The sequence below is a fragment of the Paenibacillus sp. FSL H8-0175 genome, assembly GCF_045040615.1.
GTDB classification, from domain to species: Bacteria; Bacillota; Bacilli; order Paenibacillales; family Paenibacillaceae; genus Paenibacillus_AQ; species Paenibacillus_AQ odorifer.
The window spans coordinates 3,307,327-3,331,084 of the sequence record NZ_CP150299.1 but is presented as its reverse complement, the minus strand read 5'-3'; the positions used below and the strand labels follow the sequence as shown (position 1 = coordinate 3,331,084).

Here is a 23,758-nt window from a genome sequence, read left to right as displayed (position 1 = left end):
ATAAATTAGTCTCAACAATAAAACAGACTCCTACCAGGGAAGCTCACACTGGTAGGAGTCATTAGTCTTAGAGAGACAGTTACGGCGAACTCCATCGCCCTTTATAAAACTTAAATTATTCTTCTTCTGAATCTACGTTATGATACACTTGTTGAACATCTTCCAGGTCTTCCAAAGCATCAATCAATTTCTCGAATTGAGCTTGAGCATCTTCTGGGAGTGCCACATAGTTTTGTGGAAGCATGTTTAACTCAGCAACAGTAAATTCAGTGATGCCTGCATTCTTGAATACTTCTTGCACTGCATTGAACTGATCAGGTTCTGCATAAACAATAACTGCATCATCCTCTTCCAGCACATCGCGTACATCAAGTTCTGCATCAAACATCATTTCAATTACTTCATCAGCAGTTTTACCTTCCACACCTATAACGGCCGTAGAGTCAAACATGTAAGCTACTGATCCGCTGACACCCATATTTCCGCCATTCTTACTGAAGGTTGAACGGATCAATGGAGCTGTCCGATTAACGTTATTTGTGAGCGCATCAACGATGATCATTGAACCGCTAGGTCCAAATCCTTCATAACGAAGCTCTTCATAATTTTCTTCAGCGCTACCTTTAGCCTTATCAAGCGCACGGTCAATGATCGCTTTTGGTACATTGTAAGTTTTTGCACGTTCTAATACAACTTTCAGGGCCCGGTTCGCTTCTGGATCGGGTTCGCCCTTCTTTGCTGCTACATAAATCTCAACACCAAACTTTGCATAAACACGACTTGTGTTTGCGTCTTTGGAAGCTTTCTTTTCTTTAATATTATTCCACTTACGACCCATATTGTTCCCGCTCTCTTTCAACATGAATTAAAAACAATTGTTACTTATTATACCCTTCTTCGATAGCTCTAGTAAAGTGCAGTAGTAGGTTAATCCTCTAAGCTGTCACAATACAGATAGAAAAGCCCCTGATTCAATCAGGAGCCTGCTAATTTTTTATAGATTACTGCCAAATTTCATCTGCAATCTCTTTAATAAACTGCAGTTTATCCCATTGCTGTTGATCTGTCAGATGGTTTCCTTCTTCCGTAGAGGCAAAACCACATTGTGGGCTCAGGCACAACTGATTGATATCCACATATTGCGCAGCTTCTTTAATCCGTCCAATGATTTCTTCTTTATTCTCAAGCTCACCTGACTTCGAACTGAACAAACCTAAAACTACTTGTTGATCTTTAATAAATCTAAGGGGTGCAAAGTCTCCGGCCCGATCCGTATCGAACTCCAGATAGAAACCATCTACATCCACCGTTCCAAATAACACTTCTGCGATAGGCTCGTATCCGCCGGATGCTGCCCAAGTGGACGCGTAGTTTCCACGGCATACATGCATCGTGATAACCATATCTGCTGGATGATCTTTAATCGCTTCGTTATTTACAAATGCGTATAACTTAGCGATTTCGTTAACATCTACACCCTCTTTTTGACGTGCTTCCCAATATCCTTTATCACAGAGCATACCCCATGTGCAGTCGTCCAATTGCAGATTACGGCAACCTGCCTCATAGAAATCACGAATAACTTCACGATAAGCTGCAGCAATATCAGCCACAAGTTCATCCTGCTTGTCGTAAACAGCTACAGTAGTCTTTTGATTGCGCTGAAGTTCAGCAAGGAACTGCGCTGGCGAAGGAATCGTTTGGCGCGCTACTACATCATTTCCCGCTATGCTAACCAATTGTCTGTAGTCAGCGATCATTGGATGGCTAGTCCCACGGATTTTACCGGATAATTCTGCAGTTTCCGCTCTGGTCTCTACACCATTAAACAGGTAGCCCACTGGGCTGACTTTCTTTGTTACCCCTTCAAGGCCCCACATAAAATCTAAATGCCACCAGGAGCGGCGGAACTCTCCATCCGTTACACCTTTTAATCCGACCGCTTTTTGTTTTTTCACAACTCTGGCAATCTCTGTATCTTCTACCTTGCGCAATTCATCAGCGGAGATTTCATTATTTTGATATTGGACACGAGCTCTCTTAATCGTTTCCGGACGTAAGAAGCTGCCAACGATATCTACTCTGAATGGCACTTCAGTTCTTTGTTTTCCTTTTTGGATGGTACTCATAGGGGTTCGTCCTCCTTCATTGTCTGTGCTTTTCTGTTGAATTCACTATAGCACTGTACAATCAGGACAGGGTAACTCCTAAAAACTATGGCCTACCATAAGCTTACGCTATAGCAGGCCACCAAATTAGCTTATTTAATTATAACCAGACCTCTCGGGCGGTTTCGATCACAAGGCGTATTTTATCCCACTGCTCTTCTTCAGTTAGAATATTTCCTTCCTCCGTAGAAGCAAATCCACACTGAGGGCTTAGGCACAGCTTCTCAATATCTACATATTGCGCGGCTTCTTCGATTCTTGCCTTAAGCTGCTCTTTACTCTCCAGACCCCCATGTTTAGTTGTTACTAATCCCAACACTACAAATTGGTCTTTAATAAATCGTAAGGGCTCGAAATCGCCAGCTCGTTCATTATCATATTCCAAGAAAAAGGCATCAACTTTTGTATTGGAAAAAAGCACCTCGGCAACAGGCTCATAACCGCCAGCAGCGAACCAAGTGGAGCGAAAATTACCTCGGCAAACGTGCAGCGCGATGGTCATATCATGCGGACGATTCGCAATACTCTCATTGATCAGCCTAACGTAATCCTTCGCTAACTGATCGGGATCTGTACCTCTACTGCGCAAATGTGCGCGATGTCGGCCACTGCTCAGCGTTCCCCAAGTTGTGTCGTCTAACTGAAGGTAACGGCAGCCTGCATCATAAAAGGCTTGAATCGCAGTTTGGTAAACCGCTATGATATCTTGAAATAAAGTTTCCTTATCAGGGTAAACTTCATTTCCATTAAACTCCTCCACAAAGTGAAATAGGGCAGGTGATGGAATCGTCATTTTGGGTATCCGGTCTCCCGCCATTTCCTTGAGCTTTATAAATTGCTGTAGCATGGGATGATCTTCAAAGGCAATCCGGTCAACAATTCGGAATGATTCTGCACGCTGAACCGTTTCGGCTCTTCCATTCCCTTGGTTTAAGTTAATCTTTTCAGTTCCTTTAATTCCGACAAAGAAATCAAGATGCCACCAGGAACGGCGAAACTCACCATCTGTTACTGCTAATAATCCTACTTCCTTTTCTAATTCCAGTAGTTTAGCAATCTCAATATTCTCTATTTCATAAAGCTCACTACCTGTAATTTCACCATTCTCATATTGGAGGCGGGCTGCTTTAATCTCTTCCGTACGCAAGAAGCTGCCGACGATATCATAGCGAAAGGGTGGAGCATTTCTCTGGGTGCCAGTTACGGGTCTAATCATACCGATCCTCCTACAGCTATAGTAAAAAATGATTTAGATCAAAATAACTTCCGGAAACCAAGTCATTTAAGATTTCTATATACTTGGATGCCATCACACTAGGTCTACGATCTTTATGCGCAATCCAACCAACCGTGAATACTTCATTACTCTCAAATGGAATCGTCTTCAGTCCATTACCGTTCAGATCGGATGCCATGATTCCTGTACCCACTGTATAACCGTCCGTGCCCATTAATAAATTGGTCAAGGTTGCCCGGTCATTCACTTTAATATTCTTCTCAATCTGAGAAAAACTTAACATTTCCTCCGAGAAGTGAAGTGAATTGTTCTCACCCTGTTCAAAAGTAATATACGGAAAAGGTAAAATATCGTCCTGCGAGATCCTTTCCTTCTGGGCAAGCGGATGTCCAGTTCTAACATAAAGATGTGGGTCAGTATTAAAGAGTGGCGTGAATTTCAGATTACCGTCACTGAACAGCTTATTCATATGCTTATAGTTGCTCTCGTTAATATAAAGAATCCCCAAATCGCTACGGAGAGTACGCACATCTTCGATGATGTCGTAGGTTTGCGTCTCTCTCAAGCTGAAGTTGTACTCTGAGACATCACTTTGCTTCATGAGACTCACAAAAGCATCTACCACAAAAGCATAATGCTGAGTCGAAATGGAAAAATAGATTGGGCTACGCTTTTTCCCAGTATAACGATTCTCCATAAGCTCTGTTTGTTCAATGATTTGACGGGCATATCCGAGAAATTCCATTCCTTCTACAGAAATGCTGATTCCACGGTTCGTCCTTTCAAAGATGGTAATCCCAAGTTCATTTTCAAGCTCTTTAATAGCGTTGGACAGGCTCGGTTGAGAAACAAAGAGTTTCTTTGCCGCCTCATTCATGGAGCCACTATTTGCAATTTCGATAGCGTAGCGGAGCTGCTGCAACGTCACTCCTATTCCCCCTGTTCCAGACCTATTCGTACTACATTCTGTTTCATACTAGCTGATATCGTAGCATAAATACACATCTCATTCCAAGATAATCCTTATTATGTGCCCAATAACGCGTACTTATTGTGTTCTCTTTTTCCCAGCATCAATCTTGGCAGGATCTAGTCCTTTCCAGATATTTGGCATATCAACCTGTTCTGGATGCTCAAAAACTAAAAAAGCTGTAGGCAAATACCGTTCACCATATTGGGATGAGGGTTTATTCATAATCTCATTATCTTTTACTAGTACCGTAGAAGATCCACCATCCAGATTAGCCGCTATCACAGCTCCATGCTTAAGCAAAATTTGCTGCACATCATAGAGATTTGCTCCAATACTATAAGTAGGCTGTCGTCCGTCAATTACCACAAAAATAATAGCGCCATCTGCCCGCTGACCCATTGCTGTTCTAGGTGCAATCCCCCAACCTTCTGCTGCATTCTTAATCAATCCTTTGCCATTGACGATTAGCCGCGGGCTAAAAGTAACTGCCTCCTGAACCCCCATTTTACTAATCTCATCTAGCGTATAATTCCCGGCAACCATTTTTCCTTGTTTATCAAGACCAACAATCTGTGTAGATTTTTTACCGCCAAGACCGTTGTAATATAACTTACCTTGTGAGACTACAATTCCTATGGGTTTAAACCCGTTACCTTTCCAGTTCGGATCAGCGAACCCACCACCGTTAACTCCAGCGATAGCGCCTGTACGCTTCACCATACTGGTTACTTTTTCACCTGAACCAATCTTATTAGGTATTCCTAGTCGGACTTTGGTTGGATCATTAACAATCATTACATATCCGGTATAGCCACTGCCTGAGACATTCTCAATCTCGACAAGCGGCTTCTCTACCACCTCAGGTTCGGGAGCGATCGTATGTGTATCTATTTCGTCCCCCATCTCTTCAAAGCGGGCGGTATATTCGGTTACCCGGTCCTTCAGTTGATCTTCACCTATAATATATTTAGCCATATAGCGATGTTGTGTTGTAATTAGCGTATCTGCGATTGTATAACGTAAGTTCTGAGCCGAGGGTGCAAAATAAAGCCATCCACCAGCAGCGATCATTAAGAATAAGCAGAATAAAAAAACTTTGGATAAGGTGCGAAAAAAACTTCGTTTCTTCCGCTTTTTTATTGGTTTCTTTACAGGTTTCTTATTGCGTGCATTGGAACGTTGAGGTAATGATGAAGTGCTCACTTCTGAGTATTCCTCCCTAAATATTACTAATTTGATAATATGTACAACTCGTCCTTATCATAGACGATGATTTTCGTTAAAAGTTTCTATTTGAGTAATAGTCATCATTTCAAAAACAAAAAAGAGCAGGTTTCCAATATCTTGGCTACCTGCTCATCTAAAGCTAAACAAAATCTAATGTCTTCCTACTCCACCGCCGCTGCTAGCGCTACCGCCGCCTGATGAGCCACCACCGCCGGAATAACCGCCACCACCTGATGAGCCTCTATCATCATCATCTGAGTAGCTGCGGCTGGATGAGCTTGAAGAATGTCTTCCTGCTCCTCCACCACTGCTGGAACCTCCACCACCATGGTTCTCGTTGCTTGAGGAATACCTTCCTGCACCGCCACCGTTAGTAGAGCCTCCGCCACCACTGTTTCCCCAGAAACTTGATTGCGAATTGTTTGTATTCCTATGGTGGTGATGATAATAACGTCTGTGCCAGCGTCTGCCATAACCGTAATCCGCTTGACCATGCCAAGGACCATAACGGCGTATATTCCTTTGGCTATATGGATTAAATGGCAAACCATACATTTCTATATATCTATTGCGTCGTGAAGCAGTAAATCCAAATAAGATAAGCGAACCAAAAATCGCTGAGAAAATTAGAAAAGCCTTGCTTTTACTAACCGCCTCACCTCCACTTGTAGCTGTAGTAGAGGAAGAACCAGAGTTCGTTGTAGTTCCAGGATTAACATTGTTTCCGTTGTTTCCAGTGACTCCTTGCGGATGATCCGCTCTAGCTAACAAGAAACTGTAGAACGAATTAACTGTCGTTGTAGCTCCCGTACCGTAATCTTTTTTCACAAATTGGGGTTCAAGCACGGTATTTAAAATATTACTAATAGCCTCATTGGTTAAAACCTTGTCGATATCCTTGCCTTGTAGAACATGATAGTTGTCTCCGCCTATGTCCAATACCAGCATAACATCCTTAGGACCCGCACCTACCGAAGCAAACTTCATATAGGTATAGTCCTGCAATGTTTTATCTCCAGCATTTTTTACGGTGACCACATAAATTCCACTTCCGGTTGTTGTTTTATATCTGTTGCTGGAATCGTTCAGATAGTCTTTAGTTACTTTTTTGAGCACACCCGCATTATCGGATACGTAATTTTTGGTGCCAACATTTTCTGCCCAAGTGCCGCCCATAGCTTGAATTAAAGCTCCATACGTCTTCCTAGCACCATTACTGTATGTTTTAGCTGCGAAATCCGGCTCAAGATATTGTGAAAGAATCTCTTTAATCTTACTGTTAGGCAATGATTCCTCTATACCTTTACCTTGTACCGCCCAATAATCATCATCTTTTATAGAAAGGAGCAGCAGCAGACCGTTATTTTTATCCGCAGCCCCCACACCCCAGCTATTGAAAAGCGATTTTGCATACTCTTCCATCGAAACCCCTTCAGTAGAATCGACAGTTACAAGCACAACTTGAGCTCCAGTAGCCTGATGTAATCGAATACCGTAGTTCACCATGTAATTCTCTGCTTTCTCGTCAATCACATTCGCAAAATCATTCACATAAAATGACCCTGTATGCTTAGGTACAGCAGTTTTGGCTAAACTTACGGCCGGCAAAAGCAATACACTTAACAATAAGGCAGCAAGTGTGGTATGTAACAGTATTTTTAGAGTTCTCGTGTTCATATGTACCTCCTGATCTATCATTATCTCTCTTATTTATCGGTTACGCGCGGTTAGCGGAATAGTTCCATTTTATTCTAAACTGGAAATTACACAACAGGAAAAAACGGTTAGAGTTTATGAGGCGGGTGATTTGAGGCGTGCGAGTCACTTCAGGGGCAATCATCGTGTTGTGTTGATGGATCAAACTCAAGAGCATTGGAGATTTGGAATTCCCTACTGGATAACATACTTTTCACTGATGCATCGGACTCAGGAGACGTTATTCTGTTTATTTGAGCGTTTGCGGCAGGCTATCGGACTCAGTTGCAGCTATTTACTTAAAACCACACCACTTTTCCGCAAATGTTGGCCAATAAGTGCTATACAGTCCGATAACGCAGCAAAATGAGCTGAAATGCTGAAATAGCTGCAATACGGTCCGTAACACCCTTTTCGCCGATTCATCGGACTCAGGAGACGTTATTCTGTTGATTTGAGCGTTTGCGGCAGGCTATCGGACTCAGTTGCAGGTATTTACTCAAAACCACACTGTTTATCCACAAATGTTGGCCAATAAGTGCTATACAGTCCGATAACGCAGCAAAATGAGCTGAAATGCTGAAATAGCTGCAATACGGTCCGTAACACACTGAACTCTCTTAGCTACTTGAAATAATGGGAGTTTTGGATCCTTCTTAAACTTCTTAGTTACTTGAGGTACATTAGAGTTTTGGAATCCCCTGCTGGATAACACACTTTTCGCCGATTCATCGGACTCAGGAGACGTTATTCTGTTTATTTGAGCGTTTGCGGCAGGCTATCGAACTCAGTTGCAGCTATTTACTCAAAACCACACTGTTTATCCACAAATGTTGGCCAATAAGTGCTATACAGTCCGATAACGCAGCAAAATGAGATTAAATGGCGAAATAGCTGCAATACGGTCCGTAACACACTGAACTCTCTTAGTTACTTGAAATAATGGGAGTTTTGGATCCTTCTTAAACTTCTTAGTTACTTGAGGTACATTGGAGGTTTGGAATCCCCCTTGAACTTCTTAGTTACGTGTAATAATGAGAGATTGGGATCCCCCTTAAACTACTAAGTTACTTGAGGTACCCGTTATCTGGAGATATACAGCCAATACTCCAACAACAAAAAGGCTCAGCCTATAGCTGAACCTTTTACTTGCTTTTTAAAGCCGATTAGTTGGATCTAGCGCTCATGTTCCGTTAAAAATCAAACAGCGTAGTGGTTAAGTAACGTTCACCGGTATCCGGCAGAATCACCACGATGGTCTTGTCCTTATTCTCAGGACGCTTAGCGATTTGTGTAGCTGCGTAAACAGCTGCTCCGGAGGAGATACCCACCAACAATCCTTCTGTTCTCGCAAGTGCACGTGATACGCTATAGGCATCATCATTTTTCACCTGAAAAATCTCATCCACCACTTCATTATCGTAATTCTCCGGAATAAAGTTTGCTCCAATGCCCTGAATCCCATGTCCCTTAGGACGGCCTCCTGATAAAACAGGAGAGTCAAACGGCTCGATGGCGACTATTTGGACTGCGGGGTTCTTTTCTTTCAACGCTTTCCCAACACCCGAGATAGTGCCTCCAGAACCAACACCCGCTATGAAAATATCAACATCTCCATCGGTATCCCGCCAAATCTCCTCTGCTGTAGTCGTTCTGTGTATTTCCGGGTTCGCAGGATTGCTGAATTGCTGAGGAATAAATGAATTTGGAATTTCCGCAGCTAATTGTTCTGCCTTTCTTACAGCTCCGCTCATTCCTTCAGTTCCCGGTGTTAACACAAGCTCAGCACCTAATGCCAGCATTAATTTACGGCGTTCAATACTAAATGTATCTGGTAGGACGATGATCAGTGAATACCCTAAGCTAGCAGCTGCAAAAGCAAGTCCTATCCCAGTGTTTCCACTAGTAGGCTCAATAATGACAGAATCTTTATTAATGAGACCTCTCTCTTCCGCATCTTTGATCATTGCATATCCAATACGATCTTTAACACTACCTGCAGGATTAAAAGATTCCAGCTTGGCAAGAACCCTTGCTTCTACGTTTTGGGTTTTACTATACTTTGAAATCTCTAATAACGGTGTATTTCCGATCAGATCGGTTAAGCTCTTATAAATATTAGCCATAATGATCCGCACCTCATTTCTTAATTTCCAATCAAATTACTCTGTATTAAGTCTAGCAGGATTTAAAGGATTTACAACCTATTCATTCTTAGTAGTCGCAAACTTAAGGTCTTTAATTCGTACTACGTCTAACCGAAACACTTGACTCTCGCACGATTAATCGCGGATCAAGCTGCACCCTTTGATACTCCCCGGTAATATTATCCTGAATACGTTGCAAAAGAAGCTGTGTGGCTAATCGTGCCACTTCATTCCCCATGATGGAAACTGAACTAATCTGAGGCGTTGTGATAGTTGTCCATGCGTTATTATCTACCCCAACCACCGCCACATCTTCTGGAACACGAACGCCTAATTCTTTAAACCGATTCACAATACCTATGGCCACCATGTCATTCACTGCATAAATAGCGTCTGGCATATGCGTCAGGCTGTAGAAATAGTCAGCGGCTTGTAGTCCAGTTTGCAAGGAAAAGTCTTCTCCAAAATAAACAAGCGAAATATCCACTTGATTTAAAGCTTGCTGATAAGCAAGATAACGATCTTCAATAAGATCTTTTTGTGCCCCTGCATATGCAATCCTAGTACGACCGATATTGATTAAATGCTCCATCACTAATTGTCCTTCAAAACGTGACAAACTAACGATGTCAGCTTTCACATTTTCTGTGATTCTTTTCCCGTAGTTAATGATAGAGACCGGAACACTCGATTTATTAATTAACTCTACCATGGTCTTTGGATAAGCAAGAGGCATGATAATGAGTCCATCTACATGTAATTTTTTGACCTCACGGATTGTTTCGAGCTCAGTCCGCGGGTTGCCAGAAGTATTAATCTGGATTACCCGATAGCTATGTTGTTTGGCGGCTTGTTCTACGGACCAGGCGATATCCGGAATAATTGCGTTGCGAATGTCAGGAACGGCCAGAGCAATCTGCTTCGTTTGGCGGATTTTGAGGCTTTGCGCAGAGGTATTTGGAGTGAAACCCATCTCCTCAATCACTTGCAGTACCAGCGCCTTGGTCTTGGAACTAATTCCCTCTGAATTATTAATGGCTCTTGAGACAGTAGCAATACCTACCCCCGCCCGTTTCGCTACATCCTCTATGGTTACTTTGTTTTTATTAGCCACTCTGATAGTCCCCTTATTTCCGGAATCGTTTTCGTATTTATCTCTATTCCACTCATCTAAAATCAAAATTCCAATGTATAGATTATAACATAATAGTACATAGAAGAATACTTATCTCAACGACTAATGTGAGCCTAAAGGCTTGATATAACTCTGTTTTAGTGAAATATTTCACTAATTTTCAATATTAATATTTTCATTATTTAAATTTGACAATATGAAAATTATGTGACATATTTGTTCTCGGAAACGTTTCCTCTTTTCCAGAAATAAAACACTATTTATTATCAATTATTAATCTAGGAGATGAATGATATGCAAGCATTAAGATGGCATAACGTCAAAGATCTACGGTTAGAAACGATTGAAGAACCAGCAGCCCTTGAAGGAAAAGTGAAAATCAAAATCGAATGGTGCGGAATTTGTGGCAGCGATCTTCACGAATATGTAGCAGGTCCTATTTTCATTCCCCAAGGAACAGATCATCCCCTTACTGGTGAAAAAGCTCCAGTCGTAATGGGACATGAATTCTCTGGACAAATCGTAGAAGTAGGTCAAGGCGTTAGCAAGTTTAATGTTGGTGATCGCGTCGTCGTCGAGCCTGTTTTTGCATGTGGTGAATGTGTGGCTTGTCGACAAGGTAAATATAATCTTTGTGAAAAAATGGGCTTCCTAGGTTTGGCTGGTGGTGGCGGTGGATTCTCAGAATACGTCGCAGCAGACCAACATATGGTGCACAAAATTCCAGACAGCTTATCCTATGAACAAGGTGCTCTCGTGGAACCTTCTGCCGTTGCTCTACACGCTGTTCGTTCCAGTCAACTGAAGGTTGGAGATAAAGCTGTAGTATTCGGTGCTGGCCCAATCGGTTTGCTGGTCATTGAAGCTTTGAAAGCATCCGGCGCAGCTGAAATCTATGTGGTAGAACTTTCCGAGGAACGTAAGAGTAAAGCTGAAGAGCTTGGTGGTATTGTAATCGATCCTAAACAATATGATGTGGTCGAAGAAATTCAAAAACGTACCGATGGTGGCGTAGATGTTGCGTTTGAAGTGACAGGTGTACCTCCCGTTCTAACCCAAGCCATTAATTCCACTAAATTGAGTGGACAAATCATGATCGTTAGTATTTTCGAAAAAGATGCTACGATTACTCCAAACAATATCGTACTTAAAGAACGCAACTTAACTGGTATCATTGGTTACCGTGATGTTTTCCCAGCTGTAATTAGCTTGATGGAACAAGGGTACTTCCCTGCTGAAAAACTTGTTACTAAGAGAATTAAACTGAATGAAGTGATTGATCACGGGTTTGAGGCTCTTTTGAAAGAAAAAAATCAAGTGAAAATCCTTGTAAGTCCTAAACAATAACCATAAGCAGCCTATTGGCTGAATCATAAAAGAAGGCGCTGCTCCAAGCAGCTCTTTCTAGAATTTGTAGCGGTTTCTGTTATTAAAAAACAACCAGGCAGCGATTCTCCGGGATTGGAGTATCACTGCCTGGTGTTTTTGATCTGTGGGGGGGTGTTTAAGCAAATTTATGGGCAAATCCTTATACGCTCTGGCTTAACTCGCTTAATCATCCGCTGATCCACCAAGTATATTCATCCTCACTAAGCAGGAGTTGCAAGTCTGATGCCTTGAAGAAATCCTTTCAGACAGAACGTAGCTTCCGGTGCATCCCCTCTTGTTATACTTCTAGCACCTAATTTAAAGGATTCGAATGAGATAATGGAGAGTGATATAGGGTAAATGTGAAATAACTGTATTCTGTACACTTATTCCGTGTGCAAAAGTAACTATTCTTGTTTTAATTGTATTCTGTACAATTAAAACCCTGAAAATCCACCTATAAGAAATTAAATGAGGAATATAGATGTACTAAATACAGTTATATCTATACCCCGACCAATTAAGGAATTATAGTTGTACAAAATACAATTAAACGCTCACTCTGCTTTAACAAATTGCTTCCGTCTCCACTCTGATTCATCAATTATAGATGAAGTGTAGCTCCCTATGGAACAGCCCCTAGCCCGTTTGTTTGCTTCATTTATACTTATGCGTATTTATCATTTATCAAATAATGCATATTCTCTTTTACAGCAGGCCATTCGGTATCCAATATGCTAAAGACCACATTATCATGAATCGATCCGTCAGACTTGATTCTATGCTTGCGCAGAACCCCTTCTTTAACCGCCCCTATTCGTTCTACTGCTTTTTGTGACCTCAAGTTGTTCGCGACCACTGTAAATTCTACGCGGATCAGCTTTAGTTCTTCAAAACAATAGTGTAGGAGCAGCGACTTGCCTTCTGTGTTCACACTAGTTCTCCAATAGTCTGGTGAGATCCAGGTACATCCAATTTCAGCGTTACGATGAACCAAATCCGGATGCATAATACGAGTGGTTCCGATAATTCGCTCCGTTGCTTTATCAATGATAGTAAAGGTAATTTGTGAACCGTTCTTTTGATTCGCTAAAGCTGTTGAGATTAATCCTTGCACCTGCTCGTCCGACGTTATTTTTCGCCAGGTAAATTCCCAGATGTCTGGATTTCTTAACACTCTCGCCAATCCTTCTGCATGACTTTCATCTATTGGAACCAGCTTAATCGATTTCCCGTCAAGTATTTCAGTATTCATAACACTCATTTGGTGCACCGTTCTCTCAATGAAATATGCTGAATGATATCTGCAATTTCTTCCACACGAAAGGCGATATGGTCTGCTCCGGCTTGTTCAAGCTCTTCCTTGGGACCATAACCAAAAGTCACTCCAATAGATTCGACACCACAGCCAATAGCACCGATGATATCATGCTTACGATCTCCTATCATTACCGCTTCCTCTGGATGTATGTCATTCTCATCAAGCACGTACTGAATAACCTCTTGCTTCTTAGAACGGGTACCGTCCAGATTACTTCCTCCGATATGTTTGAAATAATGATCGAGCTTATAATGCTCAAGAATCTGTGCTGCAAAAACAGTCGGTTTGGAGGTTGCTACATACAATGAGTATCCATTCGTTTTAAGTCCCTCCAGCAATTGGGGTATACCTTCAATCACCATATTCTCAAATAATCCCGTGGCACTGTAACGCTCCCGGTAAAAAGCAACCGCTTGAAGCGCTTGTTCCTCAGTGAAATGGTGCAGCTCGATAAATGAATCATATAACGGAGGACCTATGTAAGGAAGAAGCTCATCCAAATGCTCGATCTGTATATCAAATTTGTTCAAAGCGTATTCTACGCTTTTGGTGATGCCTTCTTTGGGGTCTGTTAAAGTACCATCTAAATCAAATAAAATGTTTTGTAATCCTCTTCCCACGGTTGTCTTGCTCCCCTCGACTGTTATTATTGCATATATTTATCATACCTTCGTTTCCACATACTTTCCACATACTTCTCGAATACGATAAGTAACTGAAGCTATTACATATTATCGGAGGAGTATCTTATGAACATGACGCATTACATGTCTTTGCTAGCGGACAACCAGCCTTGGAATTTGATTATATTCATGGCCATCCCCGTGATTTTTGCTGAGACGATTACCATTACAGAGTTTATTATTTTGTTCACCAAGAATCTAACAGGCCCACTACGATCCTTCAACAAAGTCTGCAGCATACTCGCAGGGATATATTTCACAGGTGTATTTCTCTACTTGTTCCCAACTGCGTTTATTCCTTTGTCTGTGAATGGGGAATGGCACACATGGGTTGATATCGTAGCCGTGGGCTTCTATTTAAGCGGAGTACTCTTCTTATTGCCACTGGCTATGTTAGATCTTGGTCTGATTGCCCGTAAACGATCGGAAGAGCATAAGATGAAGCTGCATTTTCTGCTTATTAGTGGATTCTTGGTCGTGGCGCATATCGCGATGATATTTGGGATGATTAATCCGGAAATTGTAGGGAGTATGGGTGGAATGGGCGATATGATGCATTAAAGTTTATTAACAAACGTAATCTAAGACAAAAAGCAGATCAAGGATAAAACCTTGATCTGCTTTTTGTATCGTACCGGTTATCCTGCGTTTTGTACAGTTACCACTGTACGCTTCTTGCGTAATAAAAACATCAGTGGAAATCCAAACAACACAATAATGGAACCTACCACAAAAACATCATTCACACCCATCGTGAACGATAGCAAACGTATCGAATCTGTATTACTTGCACCGGAGCTGATCAACTCTTTAGAGTGGAGTAAGGATCTACTCGACAGCAGGGAGGTGAATACTGCAATCCCAAGTGAGCTTAACACATTGCGAACCCAGTTGTTGATCGACGTAGCATGCCCAGACCATTCGACAGGAATTTCCTCCATTGAGGCTGTACTGCTTGGAACATTGGCTAGTCCAATGCCGAGATTACGAACGACCATCGCCCACATAATAAAGCTATAAGATATGTTCGTTTGCAGCCGACTAAGCATGAATAAACCGATGAATATAAATAAAATACCCGCAGAAATCAACTTCACAGGTCCGAACTTTGGATACAGCTTACCTACGATTGGACTCAGCAAGGCAAGGAGGATCGAGGACGGCAATAAAATCAGCCCTGTTTTAAGCGTTGTAGCCCCTTCTACCGTTTGTAAGAACAAAGGGGTTAAATAGGTTCCGGCATACATCGCAATCGTAACTAAACTATAGATACTAAGCATGGCGGTAAAACGGCGATTACGGAATACACGCAAATTCAGCAGAGGTACCTCCGCCTTCAGCTCGCGCAAAACAAACAAAACTAACAACACAACTCCCAAAAGGATTAACGATAAGGTTTTCCACGAAGTCCATCCCCAGCTATTGCCTTGGCTAAATGCAGTTAATAATGATAAACTACCGAGGACAACGGTAAGGAAACCAGGAATATCAAATGACTTCGGAATATTCATTCGATAATATGGAATTAACGTTAGGGTTAGAATAACAGCTATGATTCCAATAGGGATGTTAATTAAGAATAACCAATGCCAGCTGGCATATTGGAGCAGCCACCCGCTAAACGTTGGTCCTATGGCTGGCGCGACCATCGCGGATAACGACCAGAGGCTTACTGCAAAAGGTCTGCGTTCTCCCGGTATTACTTGAAATATGATGGTCATCGTACAAGCCATGATGAGACCGCTGCACGAACCCTGAAGCATCCGAAATACAATTAATGATGTTGGATTCCATGCCAAAGCACAAAGCAAAGAGAACATGGTGAATCCCATCAAGGCGAAAAGATAAAGCCTTTTATAGCTGAATCTTCCTCCGAGATATCCGGCGAGTGGTGCGGTTACTCCTGTCGCCAGCATAAAACCGGTGACCATCCATTGCATGGTGTTCAGACTCGTATTGAAATGATCCATTAAAAGAGGAACAGCAATGTTGATCGTCGTTGTACTTAAGACAGAGACGAAATTTCCGAAGAATATGGCAATCATGATCGGCCAAAAATGTATTTTGCTTGCTTGATTTTCTTCCATGCTTCCCCTCCTCATTATTTTTTATATGTCTACTTTTACATATATAAGGTGACTTGAATAATGTTATAATCGTATGATCAATATGTCAATGATGACATATCCCCGAAAAATTCAATGAAAACGGATTTATAATAACTGGAGGGCTTTATAGTAATGAATACACTGTCTTATGGACTTCTAGCTTTACTTAGCGCTAACTCATTGTCTGGATATGAATTAACTCAGAATATCAAGCCGCTCTGGCGTGCTGGACATAGTCAAATCTACCCTCTATTAATGAGCATGGAGCAGCAAGGTTATATCACCTTTAAGCTCATTGAACAGACCGATAAACCGGATAAAAAAGAATACTCCATTACGAAAGCAGGACTGGAACAATTGCGGCAATGGGTGGAAACTACTGCAGAGCCTCCGGTGCTGCGGGATGAGCTGCATTTTAAGCTGTATAGCTTATGGCTATCCAACCCGAAAGAAGCCAAGGACCTATTGCTAAAACGTGCAGAGTTTTGTAAAAGTGAGCTGGAGCGATACAAGGTTTTGCTCAAAGCAAACGAAGTCTTGCGTGATGAACGCGGTGAGACTCGTGAGTTAAAAGCCACCACTTTTGGACGTTATTTACTGATCCGCAAACGTGTGCTTGATATGGAGAGCTCTATACAATTCTGCGAATGGGCACTTGAAGAGCTTGAGTCGAATCAATAACATTATAAACAAGCAAAAAAGAGACCTCATTTTGTATCGGAAGTCTCTTTTTACTTACATTTATTCGGATTTAGATAAATTCAATAGTTGCACCTCGCAACGAGTACCCGCTCCAGGCTGACTCATCATTCGAATCTTGCCTCCATGCAATTCCACCAGCTTTTTAACAATGGAAAGTCCCAGACCTGAACCTCCGTATTGTCTTGAACGTGATTTCTCTACCCGGTAGAAACGTTCGAAGATATAGGGAAGCTCTTCCTCAGGAATACCTATTCCTGTATCTTCAACTATTAGAGTTGCAGCATCCGCTGCAAATTCCACATGAACAATAATCTCGCCTTCATCCGTATAACGAATTGCATTTTCCAGAAGGTTCATTATAATCTGTTCCATACGTTTTTGATCTCCACGGATCATATACGCATCTCCGCTAAGCTGAAGCTTCAGCTGTAACCCCTTCTCTTTTGCTTTCAGTTCAACTCTGCGCACGGCTTGTTCCGTTAGCTGACTGAGATCGATCCACTCTTGGGTAAGTGTAACCTTTCCTTCCTCCATCTTTGCCAGTTCAAATAAATCATCCACCAGATGCTGGAGCCGATGTGCTTCCTGATGAATGATATCCAAGTATAGATCCCTTTCCCCCTCGGTCTCGTAAAGCCCATCTTTTATAACCTTGGTGTACCCCTCCAAATATGTAATGGGCGTTCTCAGCTCATGTGAGATATTTGCCAGAAATTCCTGCCTTGTATCCCTGTATCGTTGCAGATCGACAGCCAGATCATTTATGGCCGCAGCCAAAAAACCAATCTCATCGGTACTACGTATAGAAAGTCTCGTTTCCAGCTCGCCAGCCGCGATTTTCCGGGTTGCCTTTTGCATCTTGATCAGAGGTCTAGACAAAATCATGGCGATCACACCAGTGATCCCTAAAGCCAATATAAAAGCCCCCATTCCTGCAATCAGCAGGAGGTTCCGGATGGAAGCCAAAGATTGCTTCATACTCTCTGTAGAGGACATTACATAAAGTGCAGACTGAGTTGTATCCCCCTCCATTATTGGTTTTCCAATGATAAAATAAGAATATCCAGCAGGATCTTTATACTCAAAATCAACACTTTTCCCAGCGAAAATCCTACTAACATCCGAAGCATGGATGAATGAACGATCCAAACGATCATGTACACCCGAGTGGAGTATCACATTGCCATCCTTTGAGATATTAAAGATACTGACATCCGAAAATTCTGCAAAGGTACTCATCATCTGCTCGTTTGAACTATCCTGCGATTCCGCCATTCCAATAAAATGTGAGGTGAGTTCCTCCGTCTCTTTTTGCATCTCGTTGTAATAAAAGTTTGTAAACATCCGCTCTATAGTAACTCCAAGGACAAGCAAAACAACTACAAAAACAGACATAATAACAAAACCAAGCTTAAGTCCGATGATGTTATTTTTCATACCTGATTACCGGGAGCATGAAATTTATAACCTAATCCCCACACCGTCTGAACCGGATTATAGGCTAGCCCTGCTTTATGTAGTTTCTCGCGGATATTCTTAATATGGGTGTCAATAACACGATTCTCCCCCTCATAATTATTCCCCCATAATCGCTCCACCAGTTCTTCTCTCGTAAAAACCCGGGTAGTATTTTGCGCCAAAGTGGCCAGTAGATCAAACTCCTTGAGTGTGAATTCAATGGATGTATCCTGAATATGTACCTCCCTAGCTTCTGGGTATATTTTAAAATTAGGGTATGTGAGCACCTTTTCCTGAGGTTGTTGAACAAAAGTAAGTGTTGAACGCCGCAGCAGAGAATAAATCCTAGCCACTAATTCTTCCGGCTCAAACGGTTTAGTAAGATAATCATCTGCACCTATACCGAGACCACGTACCTTATCCTTGGTTTCAGAACGTGCGGTTAGCATTAGAATTGGGATAGAGCTTGTCTCCCTCACCAGCTTGCAGACCTGCCAGCCATCCATATCCGGCATCATCACATCCAGCAAGATTAGGTCAAAGCTGTGTTGTTTCAACAGTTGAAGTGCCTCATGACCCGTTGACGCCTCTTTTGTAGACATCCCTTCTTTACTTAAATAAATCCGCAATAAATTCCGCATGTTCCATTCATCATCTACGATCAGTATCTGTAGCTTATTCAAGCCGTTCACCCTCTTTATGACCTAGTTCTTCTCATTATACAAAAAAACACAGAACAAGCCGACATCATCCCTAAATGATGCCAGCCTGTGATTATGGTTAGTGGCCGGAATGCAGATTGCCTCCTGCAGCAGGTGAGATTTCTAGCATGTCATCGATTTCACTTTGTGCTCGCTCATTTATTGTAAGGTTATCCCCAGTTATCCAAGCATGATTGTAAGGACCTTCTGCTGGTGAATCTTGAAATTTAGGCTGAAGCTCCATCATATACTCCATTACTGAATCTGGCAGCCCGTCTTTTTCCGTAAAAATAAGCGGCGCATGTTTCCCCAAATGGGAAAAAGGCGCAGCGGCGATAGCGAGCATCGTAGAATCCGTGGTTAACAAAGACAGGTTATGACCGGGTGTAGTGATTCCCCAGCCGAATCCGTTATTAGCATCCTTAAAACTTGCAAAAGCTATAGCGTTCTTAAAAACATCTTCTCCTGCTATACGGGTAACTGTTCCGTATTCTTTTAATTGCTTTTCTACATCTGCTGAGACAATGTCTTCTGGTCCTAGAATATAAATGGTTGCGCTACCTCCACGTTCTTTTAAAGCCTCGACCGTTGAGTTAGGAATTTCGTCTTTGGTTACAAAGAGAAGAGGTTCAGGCATATGTGCGATCCAATTCACTGCTGGCAACGTGTACTCAGGGCTATCCATAGAACCAATAATGACCGACTTTGGAAGTTCACCCGCTGCTTTGGCGTAATAAGTATCTATAGCCTGAGCCACTGCCGCTGGCTCATCCCCTTCTATCCGGTCTACTTTTAAATCAATGGCCTTAAATTGTTGTTCGACATTGGATGCCATAGGCCCAACAAGCACTACCTGAACCCCTTTATTGCCTTCAGCACCTATTGGATTCAGTCGCTTAAGTTCAGCAAGAGTAACCTCAGGAACCCCTTCTTTTGTGGTATACAGTACAGGCCCATTACTGGGATGATGAATCAAATCTGCACTAACTGCGGCGATCTGCCAATTACTCACATCCGTCAAAACTACACTTGAAGGTCTATTATTCTTTGTTTGCGCAGTCCATAAAGTCTGAGAAACTAACACTGCGGCTTGAATCGGATCTGAAGTGTTAATACGAGTAGTATTCTTCGTAGCTATCCATGGTTGCTCCACCGTTGCAGAACTAGCTTGCGAATTAACCTTAGATGGAACATTATTGCCTGATTGGCAGCTTGTTAACACTGTACTCAAAAGCAAACTAACGGCAACAAATGGTATGATTTTTTTCATCCTAAACCCTCCTGTGTGATGTTCTCGCTTGATTTAGAGTAGTTTAGTCTACAAATGTGTGGAAAGTATGTAGAATTTAAAATAAATAAAATTTGTATATAATGCAAAAAGAGCATCCCGTAAGCCATGAATGACTCAGGATGCTCTTGGTTTAAAGTTTTTTCAACACTTACCAGTGTTTAGCGATAAAAGTATCCCGACCGGATTGCTCCCGATCTTCTTTGTAGTGCTTGGGATTCTTATGATGATAATCCTGATGATACTCTTCTGCACGATAAAAAGTTGGCGCCGGAAGAATTTCCGTAACGACTGGACCGGAGAATCTGCCGCTGACCGCAACCTGTTCCTTCGAGGCAAGAGCTGCTAAACGCTGTTCTTCATTATAATAGAAGATCGCTGTCCGGTACTGAGTTCCTCGATCCTGGAATTGCCCACCATCATCGGTAGGGTCAATCTGAGGCCAATATAATTCAAGCAGCTTCTCGTATGAAAAAAGCGCTGGATCAAACGTAATCTGCACAACCTCGTAATGCCCCGTTGTTCCGGTTTTGACTTCTTCGTAGGTTGGATTCTCAGTTAACCCTCCCGCATATCCCGATACAATTCCTTGAATGCCTGGTAATTCCTCAAACGGTGTCACCATGCACCAAAAACATCCGCCTGCAAACATCGCTTGTTCCATATGATCCAATCTCTCCCTATCTATCTTCATCTAATAAATAATATATGCTATGACGATAAAGCCAAAAGATCATAAAGTCAATGGAAGTCCGAAGCACCATTAGAATTCAATTCTCCAAAACGTTATAATATAACAACAACAGAAGTAGAAAGGAATGCGCTATGAGAAAAAATCGTTTAGGACAATCTGATTTGTATGTTAGTGAGATAGGACTTGGCTGTATGTCTTTGGGTACGGATGAGGCGAAAGCCATTTCCATTGTTCATGAAGCACTCGATCAAGGAATCAATTTTGTTGATACAGCAGATCTTTATGATGAGGGCCGTAATGAAGAAATTATTGGCAAAGCCATTCGTCAACGTCGACAGGATGTAATCCTGACCACAAAAGTTGGCAACCGCAGAATTCCCGGCTTAGAAGGCTGGAGCTGGGACCCTTCAAAAGCCTATATTAAAAATGCAGTCAAAGATAGTCTTAAACGGCTGCAAACCGATTACATCGATCTATACCAGCTGCATGGCGGCACTATTGAAGATCCAATTGACGAAACGATTGAAGCTTTTGAAGAACTTAAGCAAGAGGGTCTTATCCGCTATTATGGGATCTCTTCTATTCGTCCTAATGTAATTAGAGAATATGTGAAAAAATCAAATATCGTAAGTGTTATGAGCCAATATAGCATTTTAGATCGACGTCCTGAGGAAGAAATCCTTCCTCTGCTAGCTAAGCATGGAATTAGCATGATCGCACGCGGGCCTTTAGCAGGGGGCATTCTATCAGAGCGTGGTCGCAGCAAAGCCGAGAAGAATTACTTAGATTACAGTAGTGAGGAACTTCTGAATTTGCATGATCAGCTTTCGCAGGAAACTAGTGACTCTCGCAATCTTGCACAAACAGCGCTTCATTATCCACTAGCTAATCCATCTGTAGCCGTTATTATTCCTGGGGCAAGCAGTCTGGAGCAATTAAAAAGCAATGTAATGGCTGCTGATGTAGCTCCACTCACTTCGGAGGAACTTGCAGACATTCAGCGGATAAGCAAAGCAAATCGTTACAAGCTTCATGTATAGATTAGTCACTTTCGTTAAAAACAATGAGGTGTCCATAGCCATACAATGGCTGTTGGGCACCCCCTCCTTTTTGAAGCTACCTGATCGCTGATCTAATCCTTAAACTTGGTTTAATTAAGTACTAATCACACTTATGAATCGCACTATAGGACACAGTTGACCTTATACGCTACTTTTTCCTATATTAAGGGTGCTCGCGGACTCCATAGCCGCTATGAGCATGATAATCACCATATATCACCCTCTATTTAAGGAATAGCAGCACTGGAGTCCGAAATCATGCTCCAACGCCAAAATATATACAAATAACGTCATCTGGGTCCGAAAGTATTCAAGTCACTCCGCGTGACACATCCAGCCTGCCATAATTCCAGTAGAATAAAATCGAGTGATTCTTGTGAAGCCTGATTCTTTCAATAACTCTTCAATTTGTTTTTCAGGAAGGAAAGAAATTTTTGTAATATTGCTACTTACATTATCAAACGCTTCGGGAGATTCATACCCTGCAACCCAAAAGCTTTTCCATACGTTTATTCTGTCGTGGAGTTCAGGATCATCCAAATCTCCATATGCACTTACGAGAACAAATGGAGCACCCGGTTTCAGATTATCCTTTATGGAGCGAAGCAATTTCAATTTTTCTTGAACATCATGGATGAAATGAAGGACCAAAATACAACTTGCCACATCGAACTTTGAGTCCTGCTGAGGAAGATCATCGATTGTCCCAGGAATCAGACTGACACGGCTCTCTAGGCCCAGTTCATCTATCTTTAATCTCGCAATCTTTAGCATATCTTCCGAAGGATCCACTCCAGTAAATGTCCAGTTTGGGTTAGATGGCCCCCATGCCGAAAATTCATTTCCTCCCCCCGCACCGACCACGAGCATAGATACAGGGATGTCACCTAACTCGAAGCGAAAATAAGATTGGATCATCGAAAATAATGAATCATAAGAGGGAATCGAAATATGAGTGGTTTTTTCATAGGTTGCCCTCTTGGCATTTAATTTTTGCTCTTCAGTCATTGTAATCATCCTCCATTGTTTTAAACTTCACATTTTAGTATCAAAACCCACATTAAAGTCATTGCGGATTTATATTGTCTCTAATAACCCCGAAAAAAGAACGGATCTTTACTCCGTCTTCATCGTTTTTGCCAAATCTGCAATTTTCGTGTTCTCTAAGTACTGCTCCATCTGTCGCTCAGCGTCAATCACAACCTGTTGAATCAGACATTCACTTCCGTGATCTAGACTGCATTCAAAAAAGGAAGCCGTTCCTTCGATTGCATGGATAATATCCAAAAAAGAGATTTCTTCCGACTTGCGTCTGAGACGATAACCACCATTAGCACCAGGTGCAGATTGAATCAATCCAGCCTTCACTAGCTTAGTCATCATTTTGGACAGATAGGTTTGGGAAACACCTAACTTCTCAGCAAGCAATTGAACACCCACCGGCTTATCAGACGCCACCGTCACCATATAGAGCATTGCATGAAGTGCATAATCTGTCGCTTGGGAATATTTCATTCAGCACCTCCATTAACGACTTTAGAAATCTATGATAACTCTAACATTGCTAAAAGGCAAGTATGTTCGCTTTTTAAAAGAGAAGAAGCTCAAGAATCTTTGTCCCAAGCTGGCTCATTTTTTGCTTCAAAAGTAACGATAAAAACCGGAGTTTTATATAGATGTTTTTGCTGTTGCAGCGTATTTTTTTCCAGAGCTTGTTCTGAAAATAATTCAAAATTAGGGTTAGACATTAATAAATACTCAGCCATAATATTCTTAACTGTGATCATCCGAA

The 23,758-nt window shown here is 41.9% G+C and carries 22 protein-coding genes and 1 riboswitch; of the genes, 4 read left to right on the top strand and 18 right to left on the bottom strand.

Annotation, left to right across the window (positions count from 1 at the left end; translation table 11 throughout):
- Window positions 1–45: 45 nt before the first annotated feature.
- A riboswitch (Fluoride riboswitch) is annotated at window positions 46–108 on the bottom strand.
- A 7-nt stretch (window positions 109–115) separates the two neighbouring features.
- The 8 genes from MHH46_RS14930 to MHH46_RS14895 all read right to left on the bottom strand — a co-directional run bounded on the left by MHH46_RS14930 (window position 116) and on the right by MHH46_RS14895 (window position 10,561).
- Window positions 116–838, bottom strand: coding sequence for a YebC/PmpR family DNA-binding transcriptional regulator (locus MHH46_RS14930; RefSeq protein WP_036678376.1), 723 nt, complete (start codon window positions 836–838; stop codon window positions 116–118).
- A 163-nt stretch (window positions 839–1,001) separates the two neighbouring features.
- Window positions 1,002–2,129 (bottom strand): 5-methyltetrahydropteroyltriglutamate--homocysteine S-methyltransferase, encoded by a 1,128-nt coding sequence (locus MHH46_RS14925; RefSeq protein WP_076190430.1) that lies wholly within the window; start codon window positions 2,127–2,129, stop codon window positions 1,002–1,004.
- A gap of 139 nt (window positions 2,130–2,268) precedes the next feature.
- On the bottom strand, window positions 2,269–3,384 hold the full coding sequence (locus MHH46_RS14920) for a 5-methyltetrahydropteroyltriglutamate--homocysteine S-methyltransferase (RefSeq protein WP_076125848.1): 1,116 nt from the start codon (window positions 3,382–3,384) through the stop codon (window positions 2,269–2,271).
- Window positions 3,385–3,400: 16 nt separating this feature from the next.
- On the bottom strand, window positions 3,401–4,333 hold the full coding sequence (locus tag MHH46_RS14915) for a LysR family transcriptional regulator (protein ID WP_076105621.1): 933 nt from the start codon (window positions 4,331–4,333) through the stop codon (window positions 3,401–3,403).
- Window positions 4,334–4,453: 120 nt separating this feature from the next.
- A complete protein-coding gene (locus tag MHH46_RS14910; RefSeq protein ID WP_076125850.1) occupies window positions 4,454–5,581 on the bottom strand; it encodes a phosphodiester glycosidase family protein in 1,128 nt (375 codons plus the stop codon).
- 174 nt (window positions 5,582–5,755) lie between these two features.
- The gene (locus MHH46_RS14905; protein ID WP_076125852.1) at window positions 5,756–7,282 is read right to left on the bottom strand and encodes a TPM domain-containing protein; all 1,527 of its coding nucleotides are present in this window, start codon (window positions 7,280–7,282) and stop codon (window positions 5,756–5,758) included.
- 1,211 nt (window positions 7,283–8,493) lie between these two features.
- Window positions 8,494–9,426, bottom strand: coding sequence for a cysteine synthase A (cysK, locus tag MHH46_RS14900; RefSeq protein WP_076129370.1), 933 nt, complete (start codon window positions 9,424–9,426; stop codon window positions 8,494–8,496).
- A gap of 112 nt (window positions 9,427–9,538) precedes the next feature.
- The gene (locus MHH46_RS14895) at window positions 9,539–10,561 is read right to left on the bottom strand and encodes a LacI family DNA-binding transcriptional regulator (RefSeq protein ID WP_076194230.1); all 1,023 of its coding nucleotides are present in this window, start codon (window positions 10,559–10,561) and stop codon (window positions 9,539–9,541) included.
- Window positions 10,562–10,876: 315 nt separating this feature from the next.
- Between MHH46_RS14895 and MHH46_RS14890 the strand changes: the two genes are divergently transcribed.
- Window positions 10,877–11,929, top strand: coding sequence for a 2,3-butanediol dehydrogenase (locus MHH46_RS14890; RefSeq protein WP_076129368.1), 1,053 nt, complete (start codon window positions 10,877–10,879; stop codon window positions 11,927–11,929).
- 688 nt (window positions 11,930–12,617) lie between these two features.
- Here the strand turns inward: MHH46_RS14890 and MHH46_RS14885 are convergent.
- The gene (locus tag MHH46_RS14885) at window positions 12,618–13,214 is read right to left on the bottom strand and encodes a GNAT family N-acetyltransferase (RefSeq protein ID WP_076194234.1); all 597 of its coding nucleotides are present in this window, start codon (window positions 13,212–13,214) and stop codon (window positions 12,618–12,620) included.
- The gene (locus tag MHH46_RS14880) at window positions 13,211–13,891 is read right to left on the bottom strand and encodes an HAD family hydrolase (protein WP_076185867.1); all 681 of its coding nucleotides are present in this window, start codon (window positions 13,889–13,891) and stop codon (window positions 13,211–13,213) included. Before MHH46_RS14880 ends, MHH46_RS14885 begins: the two co-directional genes overlap by 4 nt.
- A 129-nt stretch (window positions 13,892–14,020) precedes the next feature.
- Here MHH46_RS14880 and MHH46_RS14875 point away from each other — a divergent pair, with 129 nt between their 5' ends.
- Window positions 14,021–14,515 (top strand): DUF6803 family protein, encoded by a 495-nt coding sequence (locus MHH46_RS14875; protein WP_076194236.1) that lies wholly within the window; start codon window positions 14,021–14,023, stop codon window positions 14,513–14,515.
- A 77-nt stretch (window positions 14,516–14,592) separates the two neighbouring features.
- Here the strand turns inward: MHH46_RS14875 and MHH46_RS14870 are convergent, their stop codons facing one another.
- Complete coding sequence (locus MHH46_RS14870; RefSeq protein ID WP_076194239.1) at window positions 14,593–16,041, bottom strand: MDR family MFS transporter; 1,449 nt, start codon at window positions 16,039–16,041, stop codon at window positions 14,593–14,595.
- Window positions 16,042–16,194: 153 nt separating this feature from the next.
- Here MHH46_RS14870 and MHH46_RS14865 point away from each other — a divergent pair, with 153 nt between their 5' ends.
- A complete protein-coding gene (locus MHH46_RS14865; RefSeq protein WP_076185873.1) occupies window positions 16,195–16,743 on the top strand; it encodes a PadR family transcriptional regulator in 549 nt (182 codons plus the stop codon).
- A gap of 60 nt (window positions 16,744–16,803) precedes the next feature.
- Here MHH46_RS14865 and MHH46_RS14860 read toward each other — a convergent pair whose 3' ends face one another.
- The 4 genes from MHH46_RS14860 to msrA all read right to left on the bottom strand — a co-directional run bounded on the left by MHH46_RS14860 (window position 16,804) and on the right by msrA (window position 20,875).
- Window positions 16,804–18,201: a cell wall metabolism sensor histidine kinase WalK gene (locus tag MHH46_RS14860; RefSeq protein WP_076194242.1), complete on the bottom strand. Its 1,398-nt coding sequence runs from the start codon at window positions 18,199–18,201 to the stop codon at window positions 16,804–16,806.
- The gene (locus tag MHH46_RS14855; protein WP_179086327.1) at window positions 18,198–18,905 is read right to left on the bottom strand and encodes a response regulator transcription factor; all 708 of its coding nucleotides are present in this window, start codon (window positions 18,903–18,905) and stop codon (window positions 18,198–18,200) included. The genes MHH46_RS14860 and MHH46_RS14855 overlap by 4 nt, the downstream gene beginning before the upstream one ends.
- A gap of 97 nt (window positions 18,906–19,002) precedes the next feature.
- Complete coding sequence (locus tag MHH46_RS14850) at window positions 19,003–20,193, bottom strand: ArsR family transcriptional regulator (protein WP_076194245.1); 1,191 nt, start codon at window positions 20,191–20,193, stop codon at window positions 19,003–19,005.
- A 169-nt stretch (window positions 20,194–20,362) separates the two neighbouring features.
- On the bottom strand, window positions 20,363–20,875 hold the full coding sequence (gene msrA / locus MHH46_RS14845) for a peptide-methionine (S)-S-oxide reductase MsrA (RefSeq protein ID WP_076194248.1): 513 nt from the start codon (window positions 20,873–20,875) through the stop codon (window positions 20,363–20,365).
- A 161-nt stretch (window positions 20,876–21,036) separates the two neighbouring features.
- Between msrA and MHH46_RS14840 the strand changes: the two genes are divergently transcribed.
- Window positions 21,037–21,945, top strand: coding sequence for an aldo/keto reductase (locus MHH46_RS14840; protein WP_076194250.1), 909 nt, complete (start codon window positions 21,037–21,039; stop codon window positions 21,943–21,945).
- Window positions 21,946–22,281: 336 nt separating this feature from the next.
- Here MHH46_RS14840 and MHH46_RS14835 read toward each other — a convergent pair whose 3' ends face one another.
- The 3 genes from MHH46_RS14835 to MHH46_RS14825 all read right to left on the bottom strand — a co-directional run bounded on the left by MHH46_RS14835 (window position 22,282) and on the right by MHH46_RS14825 (window position 23,753).
- Complete coding sequence (locus MHH46_RS14835; protein WP_076194252.1) at window positions 22,282–22,974, bottom strand: class I SAM-dependent methyltransferase; 693 nt, start codon at window positions 22,972–22,974, stop codon at window positions 22,282–22,284.
- A 108-nt stretch (window positions 22,975–23,082) separates the two neighbouring features.
- Window positions 23,083–23,481, bottom strand: a complete 399-nt coding sequence (locus MHH46_RS14830) for an Rrf2 family transcriptional regulator (RefSeq protein ID WP_036678138.1) — start codon at window positions 23,479–23,481, stop codon at window positions 23,083–23,085.
- A gap of 89 nt (window positions 23,482–23,570) precedes the next feature.
- Window positions 23,571–23,753, bottom strand: a complete 183-nt coding sequence (locus MHH46_RS14825; protein WP_076194255.1) for a hypothetical protein — start codon at window positions 23,751–23,753, stop codon at window positions 23,571–23,573.
- Between the last annotated feature and the right edge of the window lie 5 nt (window positions 23,754–23,758).

Bases quoted from the DNA above. Each gene is read 5' to 3' on its own strand.
- MHH46_RS14865 (WP_076185873.1), top strand. From the start codon at position 16,195: ATGAATACACTGTCTTATGGACTTCTAGCTTTACTTAGCGCTAACTCA.
- MHH46_RS14885 (WP_076194234.1), bottom strand. From the start codon at position 13,214: ATGAGTGTTATGAATACTGAAATACTTGACGGGAAATCGATTAAGCTG.
- MHH46_RS14920 (WP_076125848.1), bottom strand. From the start codon at position 3,384: ATGATTAGACCCGTAACTGGCACCCAGAGAAATGCTCCACCCTTTCGC.
- MHH46_RS14850 (WP_076194245.1), bottom strand. From the start codon at position 20,193: ATGAAAAAAATCATACCATTTGTTGCCGTTAGTTTGCTTTTGAGTACA.
- cysK (WP_076129370.1), bottom strand. From the start codon at position 9,426: ATGGCTAATATTTATAAGAGCTTAACCGATCTGATCGGAAATACACCG.
- MHH46_RS14925 (WP_076190430.1), bottom strand. From the start codon at position 2,129: ATGAGTACCATCCAAAAAGGAAAACAAAGAACTGAAGTGCCATTCAGA.
- MHH46_RS14890 (WP_076129368.1), top strand. From the start codon at position 10,877: ATGCAAGCATTAAGATGGCATAACGTCAAAGATCTACGGTTAGAAACG.
- MHH46_RS14930 (WP_036678376.1), bottom strand. From the start codon at position 838: ATGGGTCGTAAGTGGAATAATATTAAAGAAAAGAAAGCTTCCAAAGAC.
- MHH46_RS14835 (WP_076194252.1), bottom strand. From the start codon at position 22,974: ATGACTGAAGAGCAAAAATTAAATGCCAAGAGGGCAACCTATGAAAAA.
- MHH46_RS14870 (WP_076194239.1), bottom strand. From the start codon at position 16,041: ATGGAAGAAAATCAAGCAAGCAAAATACATTTTTGGCCGATCATGATT.
- MHH46_RS14840 (WP_076194250.1), top strand. From the start codon at position 21,037: ATGAGAAAAAATCGTTTAGGACAATCTGATTTGTATGTTAGTGAGATA.
- MHH46_RS14875 (WP_076194236.1), top strand. From the start codon at position 14,021: ATGAACATGACGCATTACATGTCTTTGCTAGCGGACAACCAGCCTTGG.
- MHH46_RS14905 (WP_076125852.1), bottom strand. From the start codon at position 7,282: ATGAACACGAGAACTCTAAAAATACTGTTACATACCACACTTGCTGCC.
- msrA (WP_076194248.1), bottom strand. From the start codon at position 20,875: ATGGAACAAGCGATGTTTGCAGGCGGATGTTTTTGGTGCATGGTGACA.
- MHH46_RS14825 (WP_076194255.1), bottom strand. From the start codon at position 23,753: ATGATCACAGTTAAGAATATTATGGCTGAGTATTTATTAATGTCTAAC.
- MHH46_RS14830 (WP_036678138.1), bottom strand. From the start codon at position 23,481: ATGAAATATTCCCAAGCGACAGATTATGCACTTCATGCAATGCTCTAT.
- MHH46_RS14860 (WP_076194242.1), bottom strand. From the start codon at position 18,201: ATGAAAAATAACATCATCGGACTTAAGCTTGGTTTTGTTATTATGTCT.